Origin of the sequence: Pseudomonas sp. K8, assembly GCF_014889455.1 — a bacterium.
Lineage (GTDB): Bacteria > Pseudomonadota > Gammaproteobacteria > Pseudomonadales > Pseudomonadaceae > Aquipseudomonas > Aquipseudomonas veronii.
Genome location: NZ_VJWO01000067.1, coordinates 1 through 26,086, shown reverse-complemented (window position 1 = coordinate 26,086; position 26,086 = coordinate 1). Strand labels below are relative to the sequence as shown.

Sequence of the window (26,086 nt, the reverse complement as noted above, 5' to 3'; positions counted from 1 at the left end):
CCCCAGGCGAAAATCACCCTCCAGTTGCGCTTCATCTTCATTGGCCTCAAGCACTGGCAGGGCCTCGGCAGCACCGAGTAAGCCGTCAACCCGCCGTGTGGAAACGCTTGGCGCCGGTGTAGTTCTTGTTCCAGTAATTGTTGCTCAGCGAATCGATCCGCACATTCTTGCCGGCCCGCGGCGAATGAATGAATTTCCCTTCGCCGATATACAGCCCCACATGGCTGACCTGACCGCGCCCGTTGCCTTTGAAAAACACCGCGTCTCCCGGCTTGAGCTCGTTGCGCTTGACGGTCGCAGCCGTTGAACGGTGCATCGCCGCCGTCGTGCGCGGGATGTGAATGTTGGCTTCGGTCTTGAACAGATAGACCAGGAAACTACTGCAATCAAACCCTTGCTCGGCCGAGGTGCCCCCCCATTTGTACGGGGTGCCCAGCAGGGCATGGGCGCGGTCGACCACATTCGCCACCGAAGACGTTGGAACACCTGGCAACGAAGAGCCGAATGTCGATTGGGGTTTCAGGTTGGCCGAGGCCGATGAGATGACACAGGAAAGACTGAAAAGGATTAAAAAGAAAAGTGACTTGAACATTGATGAATCGCCGTGGTGTTAAGACGGCGCAAATCCTAAAGAAACAGCGCGTAACTTTTTGAACGCGGAATCCGGATACCGCGTAGGAGAAATCTGAAAAAACACCAGTGCGAATTAGATGAGAGAAATTTCATGCAAAACCGCACACCACATCCACACACAACGCCCCCATCCAGTGCTACACCTCCAGACGCGCACCAATTTGAAGCATAAAGGCGATGGCTGACGCCCTATTCGGTGGCATCGCTGCGCTCGCCTTCAGGGAATTCCTACTCCTGCGCGGGATTGGCAAGCCCCTTGCTCTAGCTCTCTTATCGCTCATAGCTGGAAGCCTTCTGATGCTGGTGATCCACCGCCGAATCGCCCCGCAAGCCCTCTGGGCCGCCGAGTTGCTGCTGAACTTCGAAGCACGCAGCAAAAGCCGCCTGCGCTGTTTCAGTGCCGACGGCGAAGACGTCGGCCTGTTCCTGGAGCGTGGCCAGCCGCCGCTGCACGATGGCGAGTTCCTACAGGCTGAAGACGGACGTGTAGTACGCGTCTGCGCGCGCCCTGAACAACTGCTGCACGTCACCTGCCGCAATGCATTTGAACTGACCCGCGCCGCGTATCACCTGGGCAATCGCCACGTGGCCTTGCAAGTAGGCGACGGCTGGCTGCGCCTGCTGGATGATTACGTGCTCAAGGCCATGCTTGAACAGCTGGGCGCGCGGACCGAAACCCTCGAAGCGCCATTCCAGCCGGAACACGGGGCCTACGGCGGCGGTCACCACCATTCACGCCATGGCGATGAAGATTTCAACTACCCGCCGAAGCTGCATCAGTTCGGCGTGCGTTTATGAACCCAGCCTGGGCGCTGCTGCGTCTGGCCAGTCCGCAATTGCCGATTGGCGGCTACAGCTATTCCCAGGGCCTGGAAATGGCCGTGGAGAATGGCCGTGTCAAGGACGCGGCCGGCGCCCGCCGCTGGATCAGCGACCAGTTGCTGCTCAACCTCGCCCGCTTCGAAGCGCCGCTGTTGCTCGCGCATTGCCGCGCCGCCGTGGCCGGCGATTGGTCGCAGCTGGCGCAACTGTGTGAGCAACACCGCGCCAGTCGCGAGACCCGCGAGCTGTATCAGGAGAGCCGGCAGATGGGGTACTCCCTGCAGCAACTGCTCAACGGCCTGCCGGAACTGGACGACGCGGCCCGTGGCTTTCTCGCACAACACGCCGAGCCGCATCTGGCGCTGGGCTGGGCCCTGGCCGCACGCGCCTGGGGCATCAGCCCCGACGACGCCCTCGCCGCCTGGCTGTGGAGCTGGCTGGAAAACCAGCTGGCCGTGCTGATGAAAACCCTGCCGCTCGGCCAGCAGGCCGCCCAACGCCTGACCAGTGAACTGCTGCCCCTGCTGCAACACGCCCAGCAGGACGCCAGCCACATCGACCCCAACCATTTCGGCAGCGCCGCGTTCGGCCTGTCCCTGGCGTGCATGGCCCACGAGCGCCAGTACAGCCGCCTGTTCCGTTCCTAGGAGAAGCACATGAACACACAACCTCTGCGTGTCGGCATCGGCGGCCCGGTGGGCTCCGGCAAGACCGCCCTGACCCTGGCCCTGTGCCTGGCCTTGCGCGATCGCTACAACCTGGCGGTGGTCACCAACGACATCTATACCCGCGAAGATGCCGACTTCCTGGTGCGCAACCAGGCCCTGGCGCCCGAGCGCATAATCGGTGTGGAAACCGGCGGCTGCCCGCACACGGCGATCCGTGAAGACGCCTCGATCAACCTGGAAGCGGTGGATCAACTCAACCGGCGCTTTCCCGGCCTGGACCTGATCCTGGTGGAGTCGGGCGGCGATAACCTGTCGGCGACGTTCAGCCCGGAACTGTCGGACCTGACCATCTATGTGATCGATGTGTCCGCCGGCGATAAACTGCCGCGCAAGGGCGGCCCCGGCATCTGCAAATCCGACCTGCTGGTGATCAACAAGATCGACCTGGCGCCCTTGGTCGGTGCCTCGCTGGAACTGATGAACAGCGACACCCAACGCATGCGCAACGGTAAACCCTTTGTGTTCAGCAACCAGAAAACCGGCGTCGGCCTGGATGAGATCGTCGCCTTCATCGAACGCCAGGGCCTGCTGACTGCGGCCTGATCACCCCATAAGGAACCTGTCCATGCGCCTGAAAAAACTCTTCGCTGCCGCCGCCCTGCTGCTCGCACCCGCCTTGGCCTTCGCCCACCCGGGTCACGGCGACAACGGCCTGATGGCGGGTATCAGCCATCCATTGGGCGGTCTCGACCATTTGCTGGCCATGCTGGCGGTCGGCTTGTGGGCCGCCCAGCAAAAAGGCGCGGCGCGTTGGGCGCTGCCCTGCACCTTCGTGGCCACCCTGTTGCTCGGCGGCCTGTTGGGCTTTGAAGGCCTGGCGTTGCCGGCGCTGGAAAGCGGGATTGCCGCGTCGGTGCTGGCCCTGGGCCTGGCGGTGGCGCTGGCGGTGCGCCCGCCGTTGTTCGTGGCGCTGGGGGCGACGGCCTTGTTCGCGCTGTTCCACGGCGTGGCCCATGGCTTGGAACTGCCGGACATGTCCAGCCCTTGGGCGTATGCCGCCGGATTTGTCGGCGCCACCGCTGTATTGCACGCTGCCGGTTATGCCGTGGTGCGCTGGCTGCCGACTGCGGCGGCGCCGTTGGTGCGGGTTGCCGGGGCGGCTTCGGCGGCGACCGGGGTTTGGTTGCTGGCTGGCTGATTTGCGGCGCGATTAAGCGCCTCATCGGTGGCGCAGACACCACCGTTCCCAAGCCTGCTACCATGCGCGCCTACACCTCTGCCGTGACGACGCCAGCCGATGCCCATCGCTCCAAGCTCCGCCCTTCAGCCTTCCTTGAATGCCGTGCTCACGCACTTCCATGACCTGATCGTGCCGCTCTGGCAGGGCCCGGGCTGGAACGCCGAGCTGGCGCTGCCCTACGAGGCGCTGGACGCCGACCACCGGCCGTTGCCGCCGCAACGCTACCGCGCCATGGCCTGTGCCCGGCAGTTGTACCTGTTCGCCAGCCTGATCGGCGAACCCGGCGCAGCCTTTGCCGAAGAACGCGCCGCCGTGTTGTTCCGCTCGCTGCAACGGCATTTCCACGACGCCGAGCACGGCGGCTGGTTCTACAGCATCGACCCCGCCGGCCAGCCGCTGGACAAGCGCAAGGACCTCTACACCCACGCGTTCATCATCTTCGCCTGCGCCCATTACTGGGCCAAGGTGCGCGAACCGCTGGTGGAGTCGGTGTTGAATGCGGCGCTGGAAGTGGTCGCCCAACGTTTCGCCAGCGGCGATGGCCTGTACGAGGCGGTGCTGGAGCGTAATTGGTCGTCCCTCAAGTCCGGCCCATTGCAAAACCCGCTGATGCACCTGGCGGAAGGCTTCCTCGCCACCCTGGCGGTGCGCGAAGACGCCGCGGTGCAAACCGCATTGCTGGCCCTGGCGACGGCCATGCAGCAGCGTTTCATCGAGCGCCAGCACGGCGTGATGATGGAAAAACCGCTGGGCGCTGTGGATAACTGGTTTGAGCCGGGGCACCAGTTCGAGTGGTTCTTCTTGCTTGAGTCTTCCGACGTGCTGCGCGGCACGCCGCTGCATGCTTCGCTGACGCGGGCCTTTGCCTATGCCGAGCAAACGGGTGTGGATAACCGGACCGGCGCGGTCAGCGGCATGCTCGCCCTGGACGGCAGCGTGCGCGACGGCACCCAACGCATCTGGGCCCAGGCGGAATACCTGCGCGCACTGACCTTGCGGCCGGGCAGCGAAGCCGTGCTGCAGCGCCAGTTGCTCGCGTTGCAGCAGCACTTCCTGCATGCCAAGGGCTGGAATGAATGCCTGGATGCCCAGGGCAGCGTGAGCCGACGGGATATGCCGTCGACCACGCCGTATCACCTGGCGACCTGTTATCAGGGGTTGGTCAAGGTTCTCGGCTGACCTTCAGGGACTCATCGGGGGCAAGCCCCCTCCCACACTGAATTGGGTTCACAGATTTTGATGTGTGAACCCATTCAAATGTGGGAGGGGGCTTGCCCCCGATGCAGGCAACTCGGTCTAACGTCTTACTTGGCCCCACGCTCAATCGCAAACCCAGCCCAGCTCTGGCTCACCGGCATCAGCTCAAGGCGGTTGATGTTGACGTGCGCCGGGGTGTTCAGCACCCAGAAGATGGTGTCGGCGATGTCCTGCGGCTGGATCGGCTCGGCGCCGGCATAGGTGGCGTCGTAGCGCGCCTGGTCGCCGCCGAAGCGCACCAGGGAGAACTCGCTTTCACACAGCCCTGGCTCGATGTTGGTCACACGCACGCCGGTGCCTTGCAGGTCGCAGCGCAGGTTCAGCGAGAATTGCTTCACGAACGCTTTGGAGCCGCCATACACGTGGCTCCCCGGGTACGGGTAGCTGCCGGCGATGGAGCCCAGGTTGATGATCCCGGCACCGCGGCCATAGGCGATCAGGCGCGGCAACAGCAGGTGGGTGGTGGTCAGCAGGCCCTTGATGTTGGTGTCGACCATGGTTTCCCAGTCGTCGAGGTTGCACTTGGGCGCGGGATCGGTGCCCACGGCCAGGCCGGCGTTGTTGATCAGCCCGCGCAGCTTGGCGAACGCGGGCGGCAGGCCGGCAATCGCCGCTTCCATGCCTTGGCGGTCACGCACGTCCACCACTAGGCCGTGTACTTCGGTCTGCTTGGAAAGCTCTTCGACCAGCGCGTTCAGACGCTCGGCACGACGACCGGTGAGCACCAGTTTCCAGCCAGCTTCGGCAAACCGACGGGCGCAGGCTTCGCCAAAACCTGAAGTTGCGCCAGTAATAAACAGCGTGTTGGACATGGTGTTCTCCTTGCAGACATCGGGAAAAAATAAGCCAGCAGAATGCCCTTACACCGTCGTCGCGGCAACCGCTACGCACATCACGCCATGCACGCCTGATCAGTTTTCAACCAAACCACGCAAAGCCTTACACACCATGGCCTGCAGCCATATGCGCGCAGGTTATCCACAATTGCGCCCACAGTCTTTGGGGGCAAGTGCAAAAAGCCCAGAGCCGCTGTGTACAAGGCTTTCAGGCGGTTTTGCAAAGTTTTTTGCTTGACCTGGACGAGGCGGTATGTAGGCCCATGCACGAGAGGAAAAACCGAACGATGGCTCCAGGCCAGTCATTCCGGCCTCTGCGGACGTCTTTCCAGAGTTTAACCACAGACTTATCCACAGGCTGGACAGACATAATCCGGTCATATACCTGTGTCTTTAAACAGGTTGACAAACCCCTCGGCAGGTCGCCAAAAATCCACTGATCAAAAAACAACCATCACGCTGCAGACCACGTAATCAAAGGCTTTCAGCCAGCTACTCCCACGTTACCCACAGCCGGTTCCACAGCGGATGGGGACAAGTCAAAACTGTGACAAAACAGCGATTTGCGGCGGCTATATGTCGCGCTTTGGGAGGTGGCCGGATTTGTTTTCCACAATTTGGGATCGCACTTGTGAACACCACAAAAACAAATGTGGGAGGGGGCTTGCCCCCTCCCACAGGGGGACTGCGTTGTGATTTAGGTCAGTGGCCACCGAGGTAGGCGTTGCGCACTTCCTCGTTCACCAGCAGTTCCTTGCCAGTGCCTGTCAGGCGAATCTCGCCGTTGACCATCACATACGCCCGGTCTGACAGACGCAGCGCATGGTTGGCGTTCTGCTCCACCAGGAAGATGGTCATCCCGGTGGCCGCCAGTTCGCGCAGGGTGGAAAAGATCTGCTTCACCACAATCGGCGCCAGGCCGAGGCTCGGTTCGTCGAGCAGCAACAACTTGGGCCGGCTCATCAATGCGCGAGCGATGGCGAGCATTTGCTGCTCGCCACCGGACATGGTCATCGCCCGTTGGTTACGCCGCTCTTTGAGCCGTGGGAACAGCTCGAACATGCGCTGCATATCTTCCTGGGCGAACTTATCACCGATGGGGATGGTGCCCATCAGCAGGTTTTCCTCGACGGTCATGTCGGGGAACACCCGCCGCCCTTCCGGCGACTGCGCAATGCCGTTGGACGCGATGTAGTGGGACGACTTGTGGGTGATGTCGACGCCGTTGTAGAGGATCTGCCCCGACTCCGCCCGTGGCTGGCCGAAGATCGACATCAGCAGCGTGGATTTACCCGCGCCGTTGGAGCCGATCAGGCTGACCGTTTCGCCTTCGTTGATGTGCAGCGAGACTTTCTTCAGCGCCTGGATCGGGCCGTAGAACACGTCCAGGTCCTTCATTTCGAGGATAGGCCCGTTCATACAAGCTCCTCTTCATCCGCGCCCAGGTAGGCCGCGATCACTTTCGGATCGTTGCGGATCGCGTCCGGCCCGCCCTCGGCGATCACGTTGCCGTGGTCGAGCACCACGATGTGGTCGGAAATACTCATCACCATGCCCATGTCGTGTTCGATCAGCACCACTGTGAGGTCGTGTTCGTCGCGCAGCAGGCGAATCATCGCGCTGAGGGCTTCGGTTTCCTGGGGGTTGAGGCCCGCAGCCGGTTCGTCCAGGCAGATGATCTGCGGCCGGGTACACATGGCGCGGGCGATTTCCAGGCGGCGCTGTTGGCCGTAGGAAAGCTCGCCGGCCAGGCGGTTGGCGCAGTCCACCAGGTCGACCACTTCCAGCCAGTAGAAGGCGTGGTCGAGGGCGTCGCTTTCAGCCTTGCGGTAGCCCTTGGTGTTGAGGATGCCCGCGAGCAGGTTGCGGTTGACCCACATGTGCTGGGCGACCAGCAGGTTTTCCAGCACCGACATTTCCTTGAACAGGCGAATGTTCTGGAAGGTCCGCGCCAGGCCGGCGCGGTTCACCAGGTGGGTGCCGCCGAACATCTTGTAGTACACGCGGCTGAAGAAGCTTTTCGGCGACACGAAGTCGATGGCCTCGAAGCGCTCGCCGAGCAGTTGGATCACGTTGGTCTGCTGGCCGCGCACGTTGAGTTCGATCTTGCCGCCACTGGCTTTGTAGAAGCCGGTGAGGCAGTTGAACACCGTGGTCTTGCCGGCGCCGTTGGGGCCGATCAGGGCGAAGATCGAGTTGCGTTCGACCTTGAGGCTCACGTCGCTCAAGGCCTTGATGCCACCGAAGTGCATCATCAGATGTTCCACGGACAGGATGACTTCCTTGCTCATGGCGCCACTCCTTTACGTGGGGTCACACCGGTACGGCTGATCCGGATCAGGCCGCGTGGCCGCCAGATCATCATCACCACCATCAACACGCCAAACAGCAGCACGCGGTACTCGGAGAAGCTGCGCAGCAGTTCCGGCGCGACGGTCAACACGAACGCCGCGATCACCACGCCCACCGTCGAGCCCATGCCGCCCAACACCACGATGGCCAGGATCAGCGCCGACTCGAAGAAGGTGAACGACGACGGGTTGACGAAGCCCTGGTAACTGGCGAAGAACACCCCGGCCAGACCGGCCGTGGAGGCGCCGATGGTGAACGCCGAGAGCTTGACCAGCACGTGGTTCAGGCCCATGGAGCGACAGGCGATTTCATCTTCGCGCAAGGCTTCCCAGGCGCGGCCGACCGGCATGCGGGTCAGGCGATGCTTGATGTACAGCACGGCCAGCACCACCAGGAACAGCACGATGTAGATGAACATGAACTTGATGTTGGGGTTGTAATCGAGGCCGAAGAACTCATGGAACGGAATCCCGCCGTCCTTCGCTTTGCGCCCGAATTCCAGACCGAGGAAGGTCGGCGAAGGCACCGGCATGCCGTTTGGCCCGCCGGTGAACGACAGCCAGTTGTTCAGCACCAGGCGGATGATTTCACCAAACCCCAGGGTCACGATCGCCAGGTAGTCGCCGTGCATGCGCAACACCGGGAAGCCGAGTATGCACCCCGCCAGCGCCGCCGCGATGGCCGCCAGCGGCAGCACCGTCCAGAAACCCAGGCCGAGGTATTGATACCCCAGCGCGAGGCCGTAGGCGCCGATGGCGTAGAACGCCACGTAACCCAGGTCGAGCAAGCCGGCCAGGCCGACCACGATGTTCAGGCCCAGGCCGAGCAGTACGTAGATCAGCCCGAGGATCACCACGGTGAGCAAGTACTTGTTGGCGAAGATCGGGAATACGATGGCGATCACGATCAGCGCCGGGATGATCCAGCGCAGCCGCGACTTGTAGTCCGGCGCCAGCACGTGGACGCCCGAACCGCTGTTCTCGAAGCCCTGCAGAATCTTCACGCCCTTGGGCGTTTGCAGGAACAGACTGAGGGCAAAGCGGCCGGCCATCACGATGGCGACCAGGATCGCCACGCGCGCAGGTTGCAGGTTGAAGCTGTAGCCGTCGAGCACCACGCCGACGATCGGACCGAACACGATCAACGCAATCAGCCCGGCGAGGATCGTATCGACCACACTTTTTTTGATATCAATCGATTTGGCAGCAGACATGTTTATACCTTAGCCACGAGTGGGCGACCAAGCAGGCCCTGGGGACGGAAAATCAGAATCACCACCAGCAGGGAGAAACTGAACACGTCTTTGTAGTCAGAGTTGATCAACCCCGAGAACAGCGACTCCGAAATACCGAGGATGATCCCGCCCAGCATCGCCCCAGGCAGGGAACCGATGCCGCCGAGTACCGCCGCGGTGAAGGCCTTGATGCCGATGATGAAGCCGGCGTAGAAGTCGAACGTGCCGTAGTTGAGGGTGATCAACACGCCGGCCAGGGCCGCCATGGCGGCACCGATGACAAACACGTAGGAAATCACACGGTCGGTGTTGATGCCGAGGATCGAGGCCATCTTGCGGTCTTGCTGGGTAGCGCGGCACATGCGGCCGAGCTTGGTGTACTTGATGATGTAGGTCAGCAAGGCCATGCCGGCGAAGGCAGCGACCAGGATGAAGACCTTGGTGTACGTCAACTGGACGAAACCGCTGCCGATATCGACGCGCCAGGCGCCGGCCAGCAGGGTCGGAATGCCTTGTTGCTTGGCGCCCTGGGCGATCTGTGCGTAGTTCTGCAGGATCAGGGAGATACCGATGGCGCTGATCAGCGGTGCCAGTCGGGTGGAGTTGCGCAGCGGTTTGTAGGCGACCCGTTCGATGACCCAACCGTAAACGCCGGTAACGACCACGGTGAAGACCAGGGTGCCGAGAATGAGCAGCGGGAAGGATTCGATGCCGAAATAAGCCAGCAGTGCCAGACTGATCGCCGCGAGGTAAGCGGAAATCATATAAACCTCGCCATGGGCGAAGTTGATCATGCCAATGATGCCATAGACCATTGTGTAGCCGATGGCGATCAGGCCATAGACCGACCCGAGGGTCAGACCGTTGACCAGTTGCTGCAGGAAAATACCATCCATAACGCAATCTCACGCGGTGAGCACCTGCACACCGGTAGGTGTGCGGCGCTTCTGGAGGAAAAAACAGATCTCAATAACAACCCAGTCCCCCTGTGGGAGGGGGCTTGCCCCCGATTGCGGAGGGTCAGCTATACATCGGGTGGCTGATACACCGTCATCGGGGGCAAGCCCCCTCCCACATTAGGTCTGTGGTACTCAGCCTTACTTCTGCTTTTCCAGCTGGTGGTATTTGCCGTCTTTGTCCCACTGGTAAACCACGTAGTCGGAGACTTTCAGGTCGCCCTTGGCATCCCAGGCTTTTTCACCCATCACGGTTTTCACCGGGTGAGCCTTGAGCCACTTGGCGGCGTCTTCACCCTTGTTGGACTTGGCACCGTTGAAGCCGGCGGCCAGGGCCTGGACCGACGCGTAGGCATACAGGGTGTAGCCTTCTGGCTCGGTGCCATTTTTACGGAACTCTTCAACCACTGCCTTGCTGTCCGGCAGCAGGCGCGGGTCAGCGCCGAAGGTCATGTACACGCCGTCCACGTACTGCGCACCGCCAGCGGTCGCGACCAGTTCGTCGGTCACGATGCCGTCGTCGGACATGAATTTCACGTCCTTGAGGCCCGCTTCACGAATCTGGCGAACCAGCGGACCGGCTTCCGGGTGCAGGCCGCCGAAGTACACGACGTCGGCGCCCAGGGAGCGGATTTTGGTGACCAGGGCGCTGAAATCTTTCTCGCCACGGGTCAGGCCTTCTTCCAGCACCGGTTTCACGCCGCGCTTGGTCAACTGGGCAGCGGTGGCGTCGGCCAGGCCTTTGCCGTAGGTGTCCTTGTCGTTGATGACCGCGACTTTCTTGCCCTTGAGCACGTCGACGATGTAGTCGCCGGCCACGATGCCTTGCTGGTCGTCACGCCCGCACATACGGAACATGGCGCCCAGGCCGCGTTCGGTGACCTGCGGGTTGGTCGAGCCTGGGGTGATGGCGATGATGCCGGCTTCGTCGTAGACCTCGGACGCCGGGATGGTGTTGGACGAGCAGAAGTGCCCGACCACGCCGATCACTTTGTCCTGGTCGGCCAGGCGGTTGGCCACGGCCACGGCCTGCTTGGGTTCACAGGCATCGTCGCCGGCGACCAGCTTGATCTGCTCACCGTTGATGCCGCCAGCCTTGTTGATGACATCGGCTGCCGCCTGGGCGCCCTTCATGTACTGCTCACCGAAAGCGGCGTTGGCGCCCGTCATCGGCCCCGCTACGCCAATCTTCACATCAGCTTGAACAAACGTAGAAACACCCAGCGCCGCTGCAACGGCGAGGGCCAGAAAACCTTTCTTGTAAAACGTCTGGGACATGAGTGGTGCTCCGAGGTTTTTGTTTATTGGCACTAAGTATTCACTGCAAACCTTCAACTAAAACTTTCACTGAAAGCCCAGAGCAAGCCGCGTGCCATTACGTTTTTATTCTTCAAAAAGACACGGTGTCATTGTTATTGCAGGTGTTTCGGCTCCGCTCGTCGGGACGTGCAACCCTCTAACTTCAATAGGTGCAACCCATGGATCAAAAAAGTACAACCTCCATGGGTCGCACCTGCAACCAGACCGCCAAACGACACTTCCTACAGCTGTAACAATGCACGTAACGGAACTGCACATTTACAGTGCGTGATTGCTACAACTTGCACCAATACAGATTAGTCGTCGGCGAAGAACGTGCCGGCTTCTGAAGGCTATTTCGCTGATCAGATCACGATCCGCAAGCATTGGCCGGCGTGATACAGCGAGAATCCTGCTTCATACAGGCAACTGCGCAGGCCCACCCCGGCCAGCGGTTGCATCGGCGCAAACGGAATCGGCAGGGCCTGGGGATTCTGGTGACACAAGTAGTCGGCAAAGGCCTTGCCGACCACGCTGCCGGTGGTCACGCCGCGGCCGTTGTAGCCGGTCACGGCCACCAGGCCGGGCGCGGGTTCGAACAAGCGCATCAAGTGGTCCGGGGTGAACGCGATGCAGCCGGTCCAGGTGCATTCCCACTGCACCGATTTGAGGTACGGGAAGTAGTGCTGCTGCACCCGATCGGCCCACGCCTTGAGAAACCACGTCGGTTTCTGGTTGCCGTTGCCCAGGCTGCCGAGCAACAGGCGGCCATCGGCGTCGCGGCGGATGCTGCTGAGCACCTGGCGCGTGTCCCACGAACCCTGGCCACCGGGAAGGATTCGCTGGGCCGCGTCGTCGGTCAGCGGCGCGGAGGCGACCTGGTAGTAATAGCCTGGGAAGAAATTGCGCCGCAGTTTGGTCCATTCGCCTTCGGTGTAGGCATTCGAGGCGATCACCACTTGTGCAGCCTGCACCGCACCGTTCGCGGTCTGCACCGACCACTCCGCACCTTGGCGTTCCAGGCGCGCAACCGGGGAATGGTCGAAAAGCTGCCCGCCCAACCCCACGGCCGCATTGGCCAGGCCGCTGGTGTAGGCCATCGGGTTCAAGGTGCCGGCACGTCTATCCAGCAGTGCGGCGGAGATCTTTTGAGTGCCGGTGGCTTGTTCGCAGGCCGAACCGGTGAGCAGTTCGACCGGCGCGCCGCGGCGCTTCCATTGTTCTTCACGACTGCGCAAATCCGCCTCGCCCCGGGCGTTGTGCGCCATGTGCAAAGTGCCCTCGCGGCGCAATTGGCAATCGATGTTGTATTTGTCGACCAGGCTGAACACCAGCGACGGCGCCGCGCCCAGCATGCGATTGAGCTGGCTGCCCACCGCCTCGCCGAAACCGGCTTCGATCTCGTCCGGCGGAATCCACAAGCCGGCGTTGACCAGCCCGACATTGCGCCCCGACCCGCCATGGCCGGTGCGATGGGCTTCCAGCACGGCGACAGTCTTGCCTTGTTCCAGCAAGTGAATGGCCGCCGACAAACCGGTAATCCCGGCGCCGATCACGCACACATCCACCTTCACTTCGCCCTTGAGCGCAGCGCGATCCGGCCGGCCAGGGGTGAGTTGTTCCCACAAACATGTTTCGCGTAGTGCCATTGCCAGACTCCGATGAGACCTAACAAACATCTATTCCGAACTGCATATAGCTCAACTGTGGGAGGGGGCTTGCTCCCGATGGCAGTGGATCAGCTGGACATCTGTTGACTGACACACCGCCATCGGGGGCAAACTCCCTCCCACATTTTGACCGCACTTCGACTTAAGGTAATCAGTCGAAGGTAATGCCCTGGGCCAGCGGCAGTTCCAGCGAGTAGTTCACGGTATTGGTCTGGCGACGCATGTACCCGCGCCACGCATCCGAGCCCGACTCACGCCCGCCGCCCGTCTCTTTCTCACCGCCAAACGCGCCGCCGATTTCCGCGCCGCTCGGGCCGATGTTGACGTTGGCAATGCCGCAGTCGCTGCCCACCGCCGACATGAACTGCTCGGCTTCGCGCACATCGGTGGTGAAGATGCATGACGACAGGCCTTGCGGCACGGCGTTGTTCAGGCGCAGGGCTTCGGCGAAGTCGCTGTAGCCGACCACGTACAGGATCGGTGCGAAGGTCTCAGTGCAGACCACGTCGCTTTGCTCCGGCATTTCCACAATCGCCGGCGACACGTAATAGGCATTCGGGAATTTGTCTTCCAGTTGGCGCTTGCCGCCGAACACCTTGCCGCCTTCGCTCAGGGCCTGCTCCAGCGCATCCTGCATCGCGTCGAAGCCGTGCTTGTCGATCAGCGGGCCGATCAGGTTGCCTTCCAGCGGGTGGCCGATGCGTACCTTGGAATAGGCGGCCTTGAGGCGCGTGACGATTTCTTCCTTGACCGACTCATGGGCGATCAGCCGGCGCAGCGTGGTGCAACGCTGCCCGGCGGTGCCGACGGCGCTGAACAGGATGGCGCGCACCGCCATGTCCAGGTCGGCGCTTGGGCCGAGGATCATCGCGTTGTTGCCGCCCAGCTCGAGGATGCTGCGGGCAAAGCGCGCGGCGACTTTCGGCGCCACTTCACGGCCCATGCGCGTACTGCCGGTGGCGCTGATCAGCGCGACACGCGGGTCATCCACCAACGCGGCACCGGCATCGCGGCCACCGATGATCACCTGGCTCAGGTATTGCGGCGCATCGTTGAATTTTTTCAGCACGCGCTCGAACAGCGCCTGGCAGGCCAGGGCGGTGAGCGGGGTCTTTTCCGACGGTTTCCAGATCACGGCGTTGCCGCACACCAGGGCCAGGGTGGTGTTCCACGCCCACACGGCCACCGGGAAGTTGAACGCGCTGATCACACCGACCACGCCCAGCGGGTGCCAGGTTTCACGCATGTGGTGGCCGGGGCGCTCGGAGGCGATGGTCAAGCCATACAGTTGGCGCGACAGGCCGACAGCGAAGTCGCAGATGTCGATCATTTCCTGCACTTCGCCCAGGCCTTCCTGAGTGATCTTGCCGGCTTCCCAGGAGACCAGCTCGCCCAGGTCGGCCTTGTACTCGCGCAACACGTCGCCGAACTGGCGCACCAACTCGCCGCGACGCGGTGCCGGCACCTTGCGCCAGGCCTCGAATGCATGCTCGGCGCGACTGACCTGTTGCTCCACCTCGGCGGCACCTTCCCAGTTCACACTGCCGATACGGCTGCCATCGATCGGCGAATGCACGGGTTGTTTCCCCGCTTGGTACAGCGCCGGGTTTACCCCGAGACGATCAAGCAATGCGGCAACCATGGGTGACTCCTTCAATCTATACAGAAAAAATTGCGCCGCGGCCCGCACGGCAATCCAGGGCTTATTTGTAGCTGGCCCAAGACTTGCCAACAAACGACGATTAGGCGAGATATCATTCCGTTTATTCATGCAAAGCATAAAAAGAGGCATGCCGTGCTGAACAAAAGACATTTGCCCTCGATCACTGCCCTGCAGTGTTTCGAAGCCGCCACCCGCCACCTGAGCTTCACCCGCGCCGCTGAGGAGCTGAACCTCACGCAAAGCGCGGTGAGCAAACAGGTCGCGCAACTGGAAGAACTGCTGCAGCACCTGCTGTTCCGCCGGGTACGCCGACGCTTGCAGATGACCCCGGCGGGCGATTTGTATTTGGTGGAAGTGCGCAAAATCCTCACCCAGGTGGAGATGTCCACCCATTACCTGCGCTCCTACGGTGGCGAGACCGAAGTATTACGCGTGTCTACGCCCTACACCTTCGGCGCACGCTGGCTGGTGCCGCGCCTCAAGGGCTGGCGCTTGCGTCATCCGCAAATCCACCTGGACCTGTGCAACGAACAGGAACCGGACGAGCTGCTGCAAGGCAAGGCCGACATGGCGTTCTACTTCGGCCAAGGCTCACGCCCCGGCACCGAGAGCCTGAAACTGTTCAGTGAAGAACTGATCCCGGTGTGCGCCCCGGAAAGCCTGCCCGCACAAGCCTTCACCGACCCCACGCAACTGAGCAACCTGGTCCTGCTGCAAAACGCCTCGCGCCCCCAGGGTTGGCATGACTGGTTCGCCGACCAGGGGTTTCACACCGAGCACAGCTATCACGGGCCGCGTTTCGACACGTTCTATATGTGCATTCGGGCGGCGCAGGTGGGCTGTGGCGTGGCGTTGCTACCGCGCTTCCTGGTGGAGGAGGAACTGGCCGATGGCAAGCTGGTGATCCCTTGGCAGCATGCAATGCCGAGCCAGGATGCGTATTACCTGGCGTACCCCGAACATTCGGCGGAGGTGCCCAAGGTGCGGGAGTTTGTGAAGTGGATGATGGAGCAGGTTATTTAGTGCCTGGAATACCGCTATCGGGGGCAAGCCCCCTCCCACATTTGAAATGCATTCCAAGTGTGGGAGGGGGCTTGCCCCCGATAGGGCCAGTGGCCTCACTGAAAAAATCACTGGCAAAACCCCACAGGTCTATGCGCCACTAGCCCCCGTCCTTTCTTGTGCGTAAAGGCCGGCGCCCATCGCCGTCCTGTCTGGAGATTCCCGTTATGAGCGAGAGTGTGTTTGCCGATCGCATCGTGCAGAACCTGCTCGACACCGACTTCTACAAGCTGACCATGATGCAGGCGGTGCTGCACAACTACCCCAATGTGGAAGTTGAATGGGAGTTTCGTTGCCGCAACAGTGAAGACCTGCGCCCATACCTGGCGGAGATCCGTTACCAGTTCGAGCGCCTCGCCGAGTTGAGCCTGAGCGCGGACCAACTGAGTTTCCTGGAGCGCATCAGCTTCATGAAGCCGGATTTTTTGCGCTTTCTCGGCTTGTTCCGCTTCAACCTGCGCTATGTCCACACCGGCATCGAAAACGGCGAGCTGTTTATCCGCCTGCGTGGGCCGTGGCTGCATGTGATCCTGTTTGAAGTGCCGATGCTCGCCATCATCAGCGAAGTGCGCAACCGCTACCGCTACCAGACCGTGGTCCTCGAACAGGCCCGCGAGCAGTTGTACCGCAAGTTCGACTGGCTGATCGCAAACGCCAGCAGCGACGAGCTCGCCGAGCTGCAGGTGGCGGACTTCGGCACTCGCCGACGCTTCTCCTACCGCGTGCAGGAAGAAGTGGTGAGCGTGCTCAAGCACGACTTCCCCGGCCGGTTTGTCGGCACCAGCAACGTCCACCTGGCTCGCGAGTTCGATATGAAACCGCTGGGCACCATGGCCCATGAATGGATCATGGCCCACCAGCAACTCGGCCCGCGCCTGATCGACAGCCAGATCGCCGCCCTCGACTGCTGGGTCCGCGAATACCGCGGCCTGCTCGGTATTGCCCTGACCGATTGCATCACCACCGACGCCTTCCTCAGCGACTTCGACTTGTACTTCGCCAAGCTGTTCGACGGCCTGCGCCACGATTCCGGTGACCCGGTGCTGTGGGCGGAAAAAGCCATCGCCCACTATCACAAGCTGGGCATCGAGCCGATGAGCAAGACCCTGGTGTTCTCCGACAGCCTGTCGCTGCCCAAGGCCCTGGAGATATTCCGGGCGCTGCGCGGTCGGATCAATGTGAGCTTTGGCATCGGCACCAACCTGACCTGCGATATTCCAGGTGTGGAACCGATGAGCATTGTGCTTAAAATGACGGCCTGCAATGGCCAGCCCGTCGCGAAGATCTCCGATGAAGCGGGCAAGACCCACTGCACGGACCCGAATTTCGTCGCCTATTTGCGACACGTTTTCAAAGTACCTGCCCTTTCCAGCAAGGAGTGAATCATGCAAGCCGTACAGCGTGAGATTGCGCAGCAGCTCAAGGTTCAAGCGCCGTTCAAAGACCAGGCCGCCCTTGAGGCCGAAATCGCCCGGCGCGTGACCTTTATCCAAGACTGCCTGCGCAATTCAGGGCTCAAGACATTGGTGTTGGGCATCAGCGGTGGCGTCGACTCCCTGACCGCAGGCCTGCTCGCCCAACGCGCCATGCAGGAGCTGCGCTCCAGCACCGGCGACGAGGCCTATCGTTTTATCGCGGTGCGCCTGCCCTACGAAACCCAGTTCGATGAAATCGACGCCCAGGCCGCGGTGGACTTTATCGAGCCGGATGAGCGCCACACCGTGAACATCGGCCCAGCGGTGAAATCCCTGGCCAATGAAGTGGCGGCATTTGAAGGCAAGGCTGCGGTGTCCCGCGATTTCGTGCTGGGCAACACCAAGGCGCGCATGCGGATGGTCGCGCAGTACACCATCGCCGGCGCGGCCAGCGGCCTGGTGATCGGCACCGACCATGCGGCGGAAGCGGTGATGGGCTTTTTCACCAAATTCGGTGATGGCGCCTGCGATCTGGCACCGTTGAGCGGGCTGGTGAAGAACCAGGTGCGATCGATTGCGCGGCACTTCGGTGCGCCGGAGTCGCTGGTGGAGAAAATCCCGACCGCCGACCTGGAAGACCTCTCGCCGGGCAAGCCGGACGAGGCGTCACATGGCGTGACCTATGCCGAGATCGATGCGTTCCTGCACGGCGAGCCGGTGCGGGAAGAAGCGTTCAGGATCATTTGCGAGACGTATCGCAAGACCGAGCACAAGCGGGTCATGCCGTTTGCGCCGTGAGGTGAACCAGATAGTTTTGTATTGATTGTGAGGTAGCCATCGGGGGCAAGCCCCCTCCCACAGTTGACCGAGTTCCCATATGAGAATGCGGTCGAATGTGGGAGGGGGCTTGCCCCCGATGAACGATAATGCGGTCTTACTTGACGACCACAGTGCCTTTCATCATCGAGATGTGGCCTGGGAACGAGCAGAAGAACGCATAGTCAGTGCCCGCTTTCAGCTTGGACACATCAAAGGTCACCGCGTCTTTCTCGCCAGCGCCAATGACTTTGGTGTGGGCGATGATGCGCTCGTCGCCGTCTTTCAGGTAGTTCTTGTCGAGGCCGGCAGCCATGCCATCGGTCGCGACCGGTTGCATGTCGGCGGCGCTGGTCAGCACCCAGTTATGGCCCATGACGTTTTTCGGCAAGCTGCCGGAGTGAGTCAACTCGACGGTGAACGTCTTGCAGCTCTTGTCGATCACGATTTCCTTGGTGTTGTAGGACATCTGGTCGGTAGAGTCGACGGTGACCTTGCACTCTGCAGCAAGCAACTGGCCACTTGCCAGAGTCAGCAGGGAAACAGCAACGAGTTTGGCAAACATGTGATTCTCCAAGGCAGGGTTTAAACAACGCATAGTGCGACAAGGGTGCCCGAGACAGGCAGAAAGTCTTATGACCTGAATCAACAAATTGTATACAACTTTAGGCTATCAGACTTATCGATACAATCAACCAGCCAAAGTGTCACGCCCCGCCTATGATCGGTCCATCACCCACTGGAGTCCGGACCATGCACCTCAATCATCTGTTCAGCGGTCTGTTGGCCGCATACGCCTGCGGTAAGTGAAGGCCAAGCGCGCCGCTAAGCTGCTACCATAGCGACCCAAGGCAGCTGCGCGCCGCCCACCCTCACCTTCGACCCTAGAGGATCGCCCATGGCCAAACCTAATTACTCCTTCGCCAAACGTCAAAGAGACTTGGCCAAGGAACAGAAGAAAGAGGAAAAGCTGCAACGCAAGAAAGCCGCTGCAGACGAAGAGACCGGCGCACTGAACCCGGATGCGGAAGGCGAAGTGGCAACCGACGACACCGAGACACCGAAAGACCCGGCCGAGTAAGCATCACTGTAGGAGCGAGCGTGCTTGCGAAGTGCGTTAACGATAACGCGGGGTGCCTGGTTCAACGCGGCGCCCTCGATTTTTTCGCGAGCAAGCTCGCTCCTACAAGAGCGGCATCACCGTCACCCGCACTTCCGGGTCATGGCTGCCTCCCCCCAGAATCACCCCACGCAACGGCGAAACATCGGAGAAATCCCGGCCCCAGGCCAGGGTGATGTGTTCCAGTGCCGGCTGCACATTGTTGGTCGGATCAAAATCCACCCAGCCCGACAGCGGGCAGTACACCGAAATCCACGCATGGGACGCATCGGCGCCAATCAGCCGTGGCTGGCCGGGCGGCGGCTGGGTCAGCAGGTAGCCGCTGATATAGCGCGCCGCCAGGCCCCGTGAGCGCAGGCAGGCGAGCATCAGGTGAGCGAAGTCCTGGCACACCCCGCGACGGCGCTCCAGCACCTCCACCAGCGGCGTGGCGACCTGGGTGGCTTCGGCATCGAAGGTGAATTCGCCGAAGATTTTTTCCATCAGGGCCTGAGCGCCCAGCAACAGCGGACGCCCGGGCGGGAAACAGCTTTCGGAGAACTCGACGAAGGTTTTCTTCAGATGCACGTAGGGCGATTCGAAGCGAAAGCGACAGGCTTCGATCAACGCCGGTGACAGCGGCTGGCTGCTGTAGGTCAGGCTGTCGCGAGTCTGGTCCCAGGCCGGCGACTGTTGGAAATCCAGCAGCGGCCGCGCCAGCACTTCCACGGTCAGCGCGGCATTCACCAACAACTCATCATGGGGCCGCTCGAACGCCAGGCGGGTGATCGGGTTGCCGAACACGTCCAGCTCATCGCGGCGCGAGGACGGCAACGGGCTGATATCCAGCTGCTGCGAGGTGCAGCGCTGCCAGGCACATGGCCGTGGCCACAGATGCGCCAACTGCTGGGCCAGGGACACCGGGCTGTCGTAGTGGTAATGGGTATCGTGAAAAATCTGATAGCGCGCGCTCATCACACCGACACCGTTTGTTGGCTGACATCATCCACATGGGCAAAATGGCGCAAGGCCAGGCGATCCGACACTTGCCCACTCTCATCGGCGACCGCTTGCAGCAGGTCGGCCAGGCCGTCCAGCGCGGCACGCACGCTGGCCTCGCCAAACAGCGGGTTCTCCAGGCAACCCAGGTCGAACCGCGCAAGGCGCTCGACCAACGGCGCCAGGCCGGTTTCCCGGGGCACCGCGAAATCATCGTTGAGACGACGCAAGGTGCGGCTCACCAGCTTCAACTGAAACAACACGGCGTGGGGGTTCTGCTCATCCAGCAGCAACAGGTCGAGCACCGGAATCAGTTGCGGCACCGCCAGGTAGCGCGAACGGTAGGTGATGCTGCTGTTGCCCAGTTCCAACAACCATTCCAGCCCGGCCTGATCGAACACCGCCACGCCGCGCAGGAACGCCGCGAGGCTGCTGCTGAGAAACTGCAGGCGCTCGATGCGCCGGCCCATCATCAGAAAGCGCCAGCCTTCGTCGCGGGTCATGTCGTCCAGGGCAAACCCGGACAGCGCCGCCAGGGACATCACCAGGCGGTTGAGGAAGTCCAGCAACTCGCCGAAGTCGGGGCTTTCGCTTTCCAGCTCCAGGGCTTCGCGTTGCAGCTCCACCAGGGCCTGCCAGTTCTCTCGGGACAACTTGCCGCGCACCTGGGACGCCGCCCACTGCAAGCGCTGCAGGTTGGCGCGCAGGCTCGACGGCCAGTCGTCGCCAAGCAAGGCGGCGAGCAGGCGTTCGGGCAACTCACCCTCCTCCGGCAACAGGCGCAGGTTTTCGCCCAGTTCGACCGCCGCTTGCAACGCCAGCGGATCGTCGCCGTCGACATAGCGCGCCAACACGATGCGCAGCCAGCGCGCGCTGTTATCGCAGCGTTCACAATAACGGCCAAACCAAAACAGGTTTTCCACCACCCGCGACGGCAGATAAGGGTCGCGGCGCACCAGGTCATGGGCGCCTATCGGCCGCTGCGCGCGCCACTGCTCGCCGCCGGCGGCGCGTTCGCCGAGCACCCAGGTGTCCTTGCTCGCGCCGCCGCGTTGCATCGACACCACCTCGGCATCGGCCTCGGCAGCCACGCGGGTCAGGCCGCCGGGCAATACCCGGTAACCGTCGGCGCTGGCCACGGCGTAGACGCGCATGCCGATGGCGCGGTGTTGCAGGTGGTCTTCGACGGTGTGCCACACCGGCGCCTGGGACAGCTGCGCCAGCTCCTGGGCGACATACGCGTAAGGCCGCGCGCGCATGCGCTCGGCCAGGGCCTCGCGTTGTGCGTCGTTCAAGTCACGGCCGAAGACCGGGTTGAAGCTCTGTGACGGAAATGCCGGCTTGATCAGCAGCTCGGGCAGTTTCTCCAGGGCTTCGGCAAGCACCGGCGCTTCGCCGCACCACCACGTCGCAATGGACGGCAGGAGCAGTTCTTCGCCAAACAAAAATTCGTTGATCTTCGGCAGAAAGCCCAGCAGGCCGGGGGATTCCAGTACACCGCTGCCCAGGGCATTGGCCACCAGCACGTTGCCTTGGCGCGCGGCGTCGAGCAGGCCGGGCACGCCGAGGGCCGAGTCGGTGCGCAGTTCGAGGGGGTCGCAGAAGTCGTCGTCGAGGCGGCGCATGATCGCGTGTACCCGACGCAGGCCACTGAGGGTTTTCAGGAACACCGTGCTGTCGCGCACCGTGAGGTCGCCGCCTTCCACCAGCGGGTAGCCGAGCTGACGGGCGAGGTACAGGTGTTCGAAATAGCTTTCGTTGAAACGCCCAGGCGTGAGCAGCACGATCAACGGCGGCTGACTATCGCTGGGCGCCTGGCGCGCCAGGGTTTCCTGCAGGGTGCGGAAGAAACCGGTGAGGTGCTGCACCTGCAGGTCGCGGTACAGATCCGGAAAGGCGCGGGACACAATGGTGCGGTTTTCCAGCGCATAACCGGCGCCCGAAGGGGCCTGGGTGCGGTCGGCAGTAACCCACCAGCGGCCATCCGGGGTGCGCGCCAGATCGACGGCGTACAGGTGCAAGAACGTACCGTCGGGCGGCTGGATGCCCTGGCACGGCCACAGAAAATTGTTATGCCCGAACACCAGTTCGGCCGGCAGCAGGCCTTCCTTGATCAAGCGTTGCGGGCCGTAGAGGTCCGCCAGCACCGCGTTGAGCAGCCGCGCACGCTGGGCGATGCCGGCCGACAGGTGCTGCCATTCATCGGCCGCCAGCACATGGGGCAGCAGGTCCAGTTCCCACGGGCGATCAGCGCCCTTGGGGTCGGCGTAGACGTTGTAGGTCACGCCGTTTTCCTGGATCTGCCGGGTCAGCAACGCCTGGCGCTGGGCCAGTTGCGCGGGGGTGCTGCGTTGCAGATGGTCGAGCAGGCGCCGCCAATGGGCACGTACCGCGCCACTGTCGTCCAGCAGTTCGTGATAAGTGCCCGCGGTCAGCGGGTAACGGTCGAGCAAGTCGGACATGGAACGCTCGGCAGGGGCAAGGGGGCTCAGATTAACCTAACAAACACTGCAAATCCTTTGTGGGAGGGGGTTTGCTCCCGATTGCGGTGGGTCAGTCAACTCATGTATCGGCTGATTTACCGCAATCGGGAGCAAGCTCCCTCCCACATTTTGGCTTGCATTCAGTCATTTTTATTGGGGAAACGTCGCAAATCCAAAGTCATCGGCAATTCGTCATTGATCACGACGGTCGGCACAGGGAGCTTGCCCGGGGTATGCCCCAGGCGGAAAAATCGCGCCATGCGCCGGCTCTCGGCTTCATTGGCATTCACCGGCAGACTGTCGTAGTTACGCCCGCCCGGATGCGCCACATGATACTGGCAACCGCCCAGGGAGCGCTGCATCCAGGTGTCCAGCAGGTCGAACACCAACGGCGCATGGACCGCGATGGTCGGCTGCAAGCAGTTGGCCGGTTGCCAGGCGCGATACCGCACGCCGGCGACGAACTCGCCGATGCGCCCGGTCGCTTGAAGCGGCACCGGGATGCCGTTGCAGGTGAGCAAATAGCGTTGCGGTGGCAGCCCGCTCAATTTCACCTGCAGGCGCTCCAGGGACGAATCCACATAACGCACCGTGCCGCCCACCGCGCCCTCCTCGCCCAGCACATGCCAGGGTTCCAGGGCCTGGCGCAGTTCCAGCTCGATACCGCTGACGGCGTAGTCGCCGACTTTGGGAAAGCGGAATTCCAGGTGCGCGGCAAACCATTCGGCGCGCAGCGGGTAGCCGGCGGCGTTGAGTTCGACGATCACGTCGGCAAAATCCTGCTCGATGAAGTGCGGCAACAGAAAACGGTCATGCAGCTCAGTGCCCCAGCGCGCCAGCTTCGGGGGCGCATAGGGTTCGCGCCAGAAGCGCGCCACCAGCGCGCGCAGCAGCAGTTGCTGGGTCAGGCTCATGCGCGCATGGGGTGGCATTTCAAAGGCGCGCAACTCCAGCAGGCCCAGGCGCCCGGTGGCGCCATCGGGCGAGTAGAGCTTATCGATACAGAATTCGGCGCGGTGGGTGTTGCCCGTCACGTCGATCAGCAGATTGCGCAGCAGGCGGTCGACCAACCACGGCGGGCACTCTTCGCCTGGCGCGGGCATTTGCGCGAAGGCGATTTCCAGCTCATACAGCGCATCGTTACGCGCTTCATCGACCCGGGGCGCCTGGGACGTCGGGCCGATGAACAAGCCGGAAAACAGGTAGGACAACGACGGATGGTTGTGCCAGTAGCTGATCAAACTGCGCAGCAGATCGGGACGCCGCAGGAACGGTGAGTCCTTGGGTGTCGCGCCGCCCAGCACGAAGTGGTTACCGCCGCCGGTACCGGTGTGGCGCCCGTCGATCATGAACTTCTCGGTGGTCAGGCGGGTTTGCCGCGCCTCTTCGTAGAGAAATTCGGTGCGTTCTACCAGCTCGTCCCAGGTGGCGGACGGCTGCACGTTGACCTCGATCACACCCGGGTCGGGCGTGACCCGGAAGTTGCTCAGACGGTAATCCGCCGGCGGCTCGTAGCCCTCCAGCAGCACCGGGCAGTGCAGTTCTTCGGCGGTGGCTTCGATGGCGGCCACCAGCTCCAGGTAGTCCTCGACGCGCTCCAGCGGCGGCATGAACAGATACAGGCGGCCTTCGCGCGCTTCGGCGCACAGTGCGGTGCGGGTCAGCCAGTCGGCGGACTCGTCGATCTTCGGCAGGCGCTCGGCGCTCGGCGCCGCTTCGCCATGGTGTTGCAATTGCGCCGTGCTCGGCAGCTCGGGCAAGTCCTGGTTGGGGTCGGTCGGGTGGACAAACGGGTACTCTGCCGCCGTCACCCAAGGCTGCGAGGCCAGCGGCAGGCGATAACCCAGCGGCGAATCCCCCGGCACCAGTCGGCAGTGATTGTCGCGCAGGTACCAGCGCCCACTCTGCCAGCGGTCATTGGCAGCGGTGCGCGCCAGCGGCAGCACTTGGCCGATGACCTTGTCCAGGCCCTGGCTGAACACTTTGCGCAGACGCTCGCGTTCCAGCTCATCGCTCAGGCGCGGGTCGAGGGCGGTGACGTTTTGCGGCAGCGCGCCTTCGCGCCACAGGTAATAGAAGTTGTCTTCAAAGGCCGGAAACACAAAGCGCGCCGGCAACTTCAGGCGCTCGGCAACACTGCCCAGGAAACGCCCGGCCAGCACGCCGTCGGCGCCGTAGTCCTGTTGCTCATCGGCGATCAGCGCGCTGTTGTGCCAAATCGGCTCACCATCGCGGCGCCAGTAACAGTTGAGCGACCAGCGCGGCAGTTGCTCGCCGGGGTACCACTTGCCCTGGCCGAAATGCACCAGGCCCTTGGGCGCGTAGTGCTTGCGCATGCGCTGGAACAGTTCGGCCGACAGGCGACGCTTGTCCGGCCCCAGGGCAGCGGTGTTCCACTCGGCGCCGTCGGGGTCGTCGATGGAGACGAAGGTCGGTTCGCCGCCCATGGTCAGGCGCACGTCGTCCGCCAGCAGGTCGCCATCGATCTGCCGCCCCAGGGCCTGGATCGCCAACCACTGTTCTTCGGTGTAGGGCTTGGTTACCCGTGGCGCTTCCCAGATGCGCTCTACCGACATCTCGTGGGTGAATTCGCACTCGCACGGCTCCACCAGGCCACTGATCGGCGCGGCAGACGATGGATCGGGACTACAGGCCAACGGAATATGGCCTTCACCGGCGAACAACCCGGAGGTGGCATCCAGGCCGATCCAGCCGGCGCCGGGCAAATACACTTCGCACCAGGCGTGCAGGTCGGTGAAGTCCACCTCGGTACCGGACGGGCCATCGAGGGCTTTGACGTCGGCGGTGAGCTGGATCAGATAGCCGGACACAAACCGCGCCGCCAGCCCCAGGTTGCGCAGCAATTGCACCAGCAGCCAAGCCGAATCGCGGCACGAGCCGGAGGCATTTTCCAGGGTGAACTCCGGGGTCTGCACGCCGGGTTCCATGCGGATCAGGTAACCGATATCGGCGGCCAGGCGTTGGTTGAGGCCCACCAGGAAATCCACGGCCGGCAGCGGCGTGCGGTCGATACCCGCCAGGTAAGCGGCGAACCTCGGCGTCAGCGGCAAGGTTTCCAGGTACGGCGCCAGCTCGCGCTGCTCGTCGGCGGCGTAGCAAAACGGGATTTTTTCCGCGTAGGGTTCAAGGAAAAAGTCGAACGGGTTGAACACCGCCATCTCGGCGACCAGGTCGACTTCGATACGCAGTTCGTCAGTCTTTTCCGGGAACACCAGGCGCGCCAGGTAATTACCCTGAGGGTCCTGCTGCCAATTGATGAAGTGCTGCTCGGGCAGCACTTTCAGTGCGTAGGACAAAATCCGCGTGCGGCTATGGGCCGCCGGGCGCAAACGCACGATCTGTGGGCCGAGTTCGACAGCGCGGTCGTAGCGGTAATGCGTAACGTGGTGCAACGCGACATGAATCGACACGGCGGCCTCCTGCAAGCCAGGGCATGGACACAACGCGCGCAAGACTTATGCCAGAGCGGCAGTCATTGCGCTTTATCGTAAGACCCGGTGCAGTACAGCACCAAAACGGCGCCAACGTTGGTGCAATGGTGCAAGAGCTGCACATATATGT

22 protein-coding genes and 1 pseudogene are annotated in these 26,086 nt (G+C 62.3%); 10 read left to right on the top strand and 13 right to left on the bottom strand.

Going from position 1 to position 26,086, the window contains the following annotated elements; all coding sequences use genetic code 11:
* A pseudogene (locus INT12_RS28145) lies at positions 1-81 on the top strand (TetR family transcriptional regulator); the annotation flags it as partial.
* A 4-nt stretch (positions 82-85) separates the two neighbouring features.
* Here INT12_RS28145 and INT12_RS28140 read toward each other — a convergent pair.
* Positions 86-592, bottom strand: a complete 507-nt coding sequence (locus INT12_RS28140) for a C40 family peptidase (protein WP_026140377.1) — start codon at positions 590-592, stop codon at positions 86-88.
* Between the two features lie 338 nt (positions 593-930).
* On the opposite strand from INT12_RS28140, the gene ureE reads away from it, so the two are divergent.
* The 5 genes from ureE (at position 931) to INT12_RS28115 (ending at position 4,542) form a co-directional block, all read left to right on the top strand.
* Positions 931-1,431, top strand: a complete 501-nt coding sequence (ureE, locus tag INT12_RS28135; RefSeq protein ID WP_017849717.1) for an urease accessory protein UreE — start codon at positions 931-933, stop codon at positions 1,429-1,431.
* Entirely contained in the window at positions 1,428-2,102 is a 675-nt protein-coding gene (locus INT12_RS28130; RefSeq protein ID WP_193040524.1) for an urease accessory protein UreF, read from the top strand. The genes ureE and INT12_RS28130 overlap by 4 nt, the downstream gene beginning before the upstream one ends.
* Before the next feature lie 9 nt (positions 2,103-2,111).
* A complete protein-coding gene (gene ureG, locus INT12_RS28125; RefSeq protein WP_017849719.1) occupies positions 2,112-2,726 on the top strand; it encodes an urease accessory protein UreG in 615 nt (204 codons plus the stop codon).
* Between the two features lie 22 nt (positions 2,727-2,748).
* On the top strand, positions 2,749-3,321 hold the full coding sequence (locus INT12_RS28120; RefSeq protein WP_046490644.1) for a HupE/UreJ family protein: 573 nt from the start codon (positions 2,749-2,751) through the stop codon (positions 3,319-3,321).
* A gap of 99 nt (positions 3,322-3,420) precedes the next feature.
* A complete protein-coding gene (locus INT12_RS28115) occupies positions 3,421-4,542 on the top strand; it encodes an AGE family epimerase/isomerase (protein WP_026140378.1) in 1,122 nt (373 codons plus the stop codon).
* Between the two features lie 125 nt (positions 4,543-4,667).
* Here the strand turns inward: INT12_RS28115 and INT12_RS28110 are convergent, their stop codons facing one another.
* The 8 genes from INT12_RS28110 to INT12_RS28075 form a co-directional block, all read right to left on the bottom strand.
* The gene (locus INT12_RS28110; protein WP_017849722.1) at positions 4,668-5,432 is read right to left on the bottom strand and encodes an SDR family oxidoreductase; all 765 of its coding nucleotides are present in this window, start codon (positions 5,430-5,432) and stop codon (positions 4,668-4,670) included.
* A gap of 726 nt (positions 5,433-6,158) precedes the next feature.
* The gene (locus tag INT12_RS28105; protein WP_017849723.1) at positions 6,159-6,875 is read right to left on the bottom strand and encodes an ABC transporter ATP-binding protein; all 717 of its coding nucleotides are present in this window, start codon (positions 6,873-6,875) and stop codon (positions 6,159-6,161) included.
* Positions 6,872-7,747: an ABC transporter ATP-binding protein gene (locus INT12_RS28100; protein WP_017849724.1), complete on the bottom strand. Its 876-nt coding sequence runs from the start codon at positions 7,745-7,747 to the stop codon at positions 6,872-6,874. Before INT12_RS28100 ends, INT12_RS28105 begins: the two co-directional genes overlap by 4 nt.
* Positions 7,744-9,021, bottom strand: coding sequence for a high-affinity branched-chain amino acid ABC transporter permease LivM (gene livM / locus INT12_RS28095; protein ID WP_046490653.1), 1,278 nt, complete (start codon positions 9,019-9,021; stop codon positions 7,744-7,746). Before livM ends, INT12_RS28100 begins: the two co-directional genes overlap by 4 nt.
* Positions 9,022-9,023: 2 nt before the next feature.
* On the bottom strand, positions 9,024-9,938 hold the full coding sequence (locus tag INT12_RS28090; protein ID WP_012721939.1) for an ABC transporter permease subunit: 915 nt from the start codon (positions 9,936-9,938) through the stop codon (positions 9,024-9,026).
* Positions 9,939-10,139: 201 nt separating this feature from the next.
* Entirely contained in the window at positions 10,140-11,276 is a 1,137-nt protein-coding gene (locus tag INT12_RS28085) for a branched-chain amino acid ABC transporter substrate-binding protein (protein ID WP_046490657.1), read from the bottom strand.
* 386 nt (positions 11,277-11,662) lie between these two features.
* Positions 11,663-12,946 carry an NAD(P)/FAD-dependent oxidoreductase gene (locus INT12_RS28080; protein ID WP_193040523.1) on the bottom strand — a complete coding sequence of 428 codons (1,284 nt, stop codon included), beginning with the start codon at positions 12,944-12,946 and terminating at the stop codon, positions 11,663-11,665.
* Positions 12,947-13,118: 172 nt separating this feature from the next.
* Positions 13,119-14,609, bottom strand: coding sequence for an aldehyde dehydrogenase family protein (locus tag INT12_RS28075; RefSeq protein ID WP_017849728.1), 1,491 nt, complete (start codon positions 14,607-14,609; stop codon positions 13,119-13,121).
* 153 nt (positions 14,610-14,762) lie between these two features.
* On the opposite strand from INT12_RS28075, the gene INT12_RS28070 reads away from it, so the two are divergent.
* From INT12_RS28070 to nadE, 3 genes are all read left to right on the top strand, one after another.
* On the top strand, positions 14,763-15,653 hold the full coding sequence (locus INT12_RS28070) for a LysR family transcriptional regulator (RefSeq protein WP_193040522.1): 891 nt from the start codon (positions 14,763-14,765) through the stop codon (positions 15,651-15,653).
* Between the two features lie 206 nt (positions 15,654-15,859).
* Positions 15,860-17,074, top strand: coding sequence for a nicotinate phosphoribosyltransferase (pncB, locus tag INT12_RS28065; RefSeq protein WP_017849730.1), 1,215 nt, complete (start codon positions 15,860-15,862; stop codon positions 17,072-17,074).
* 3 nt (positions 17,075-17,077) lie between these two features.
* The gene (gene nadE, locus INT12_RS28060; RefSeq protein ID WP_017849731.1) at positions 17,078-17,905 is read left to right on the top strand and encodes an ammonia-dependent NAD(+) synthetase; all 828 of its coding nucleotides are present in this window, start codon (positions 17,078-17,080) and stop codon (positions 17,903-17,905) included.
* 136 nt (positions 17,906-18,041) lie between these two features.
* Here nadE and azu read toward each other — a convergent pair whose 3' ends face one another.
* On the bottom strand, positions 18,042-18,488 hold the full coding sequence (azu, locus tag INT12_RS28055; protein WP_046384887.1) for an azurin: 447 nt from the start codon (positions 18,486-18,488) through the stop codon (positions 18,042-18,044).
* A gap of 333 nt (positions 18,489-18,821) precedes the next feature.
* Here azu and INT12_RS28050 point away from each other — a divergent pair, with 333 nt between their 5' ends.
* Positions 18,822-19,004: a hypothetical protein gene (locus tag INT12_RS28050; RefSeq protein WP_017849733.1), complete on the top strand. Its 183-nt coding sequence runs from the start codon at positions 18,822-18,824 to the stop codon at positions 19,002-19,004.
* A gap of 102 nt (positions 19,005-19,106) precedes the next feature.
* On the opposite strand, the gene INT12_RS28045 is transcribed toward INT12_RS28050, so the two are convergent.
* From INT12_RS28045 to INT12_RS28035, 3 genes are all read right to left on the bottom strand, one after another.
* Entirely contained in the window at positions 19,107-19,997 is an 891-nt protein-coding gene (locus INT12_RS28045; RefSeq protein WP_193059110.1) for a transglutaminase family protein, read from the bottom strand.
* Positions 19,997-22,483, bottom strand: coding sequence for a circularly permuted type 2 ATP-grasp protein (locus INT12_RS28040; RefSeq protein ID WP_046384889.1), 2,487 nt, complete (start codon positions 22,481-22,483; stop codon positions 19,997-19,999). The genes INT12_RS28045 and INT12_RS28040 overlap by 1 nt, the downstream gene beginning before the upstream one ends.
* Positions 22,484-22,644: 161 nt before the next feature.
* Complete coding sequence (locus tag INT12_RS28035) at positions 22,645-25,935, bottom strand: DUF2126 domain-containing protein (RefSeq protein WP_017849736.1); 3,291 nt, start codon at positions 25,933-25,935, stop codon at positions 22,645-22,647.
* Positions 25,936-26,086: the final 151 nt, after the last annotated feature.

Bases quoted from the DNA above. Each gene is read 5' to 3' on its own strand.
- INT12_RS28140 (WP_026140377.1), bottom strand. From the start codon at position 592: ATGTTCAAGTCACTTTTCTTTTTAATCCTTTTCAGTCTTTCCTGTGTC.
- ureE (WP_017849717.1), top strand. From the start codon at position 931: ATGCTGGTGATCCACCGCCGAATCGCCCCGCAAGCCCTCTGGGCCGCC.
- INT12_RS28130 (WP_193040524.1), top strand. From the start codon at position 1,428: ATGAACCCAGCCTGGGCGCTGCTGCGTCTGGCCAGTCCGCAATTGCCG.
- ureG (WP_017849719.1), top strand. From the start codon at position 2,112: ATGAACACACAACCTCTGCGTGTCGGCATCGGCGGCCCGGTGGGCTCC.
- INT12_RS28120 (WP_046490644.1), top strand. From the start codon at position 2,749: ATGCGCCTGAAAAAACTCTTCGCTGCCGCCGCCCTGCTGCTCGCACCC.
- INT12_RS28115 (WP_026140378.1), top strand. From the start codon at position 3,421: ATGCCCATCGCTCCAAGCTCCGCCCTTCAGCCTTCCTTGAATGCCGTG.
- INT12_RS28110 (WP_017849722.1), bottom strand. From the start codon at position 5,432: ATGTCCAACACGCTGTTTATTACTGGCGCAACTTCAGGTTTTGGCGAA.
- INT12_RS28105 (WP_017849723.1), bottom strand. From the start codon at position 6,875: ATGAACGGGCCTATCCTCGAAATGAAGGACCTGGACGTGTTCTACGGC.
- INT12_RS28100 (WP_017849724.1), bottom strand. From the start codon at position 7,747: ATGAGCAAGGAAGTCATCCTGTCCGTGGAACATCTGATGATGCACTTC.
- livM (WP_046490653.1), bottom strand. From the start codon at position 9,021: ATGTCTGCTGCCAAATCGATTGATATCAAAAAAAGTGTGGTCGATACG.
- INT12_RS28090 (WP_012721939.1), bottom strand. From the start codon at position 9,938: ATGGATGGTATTTTCCTGCAGCAACTGGTCAACGGTCTGACCCTCGGG.
- INT12_RS28085 (WP_046490657.1), bottom strand. From the start codon at position 11,276: ATGTCCCAGACGTTTTACAAGAAAGGTTTTCTGGCCCTCGCCGTTGCA.
- INT12_RS28080 (WP_193040523.1), bottom strand. From the start codon at position 12,946: ATGGCACTACGCGAAACATGTTTGTGGGAACAACTCACCCCTGGCCGG.
- INT12_RS28075 (WP_017849728.1), bottom strand. From the start codon at position 14,609: ATGGTTGCCGCATTGCTTGATCGTCTCGGGGTAAACCCGGCGCTGTAC.
- pncB (WP_017849730.1), top strand. From the start codon at position 15,860: ATGAGCGAGAGTGTGTTTGCCGATCGCATCGTGCAGAACCTGCTCGAC.
- nadE (WP_017849731.1), top strand. From the start codon at position 17,078: ATGCAAGCCGTACAGCGTGAGATTGCGCAGCAGCTCAAGGTTCAAGCG.
- azu (WP_046384887.1), bottom strand. From the start codon at position 18,488: ATGTTTGCCAAACTCGTTGCTGTTTCCCTGCTGACTCTGGCAAGTGGC.
- INT12_RS28050 (WP_017849733.1), top strand. From the start codon at position 18,822: ATGGCCAAACCTAATTACTCCTTCGCCAAACGTCAAAGAGACTTGGCC.
- INT12_RS28045 (WP_193059110.1), bottom strand. From the start codon at position 19,997: ATGAGCGCGCGCTATCAGATTTTTCACGATACCCATTACCACTACGAC.
- INT12_RS28040 (WP_046384889.1), bottom strand. From the start codon at position 22,483: ATGTCCGACTTGCTCGACCGTTACCCGCTGACCGCGGGCACTTATCAC.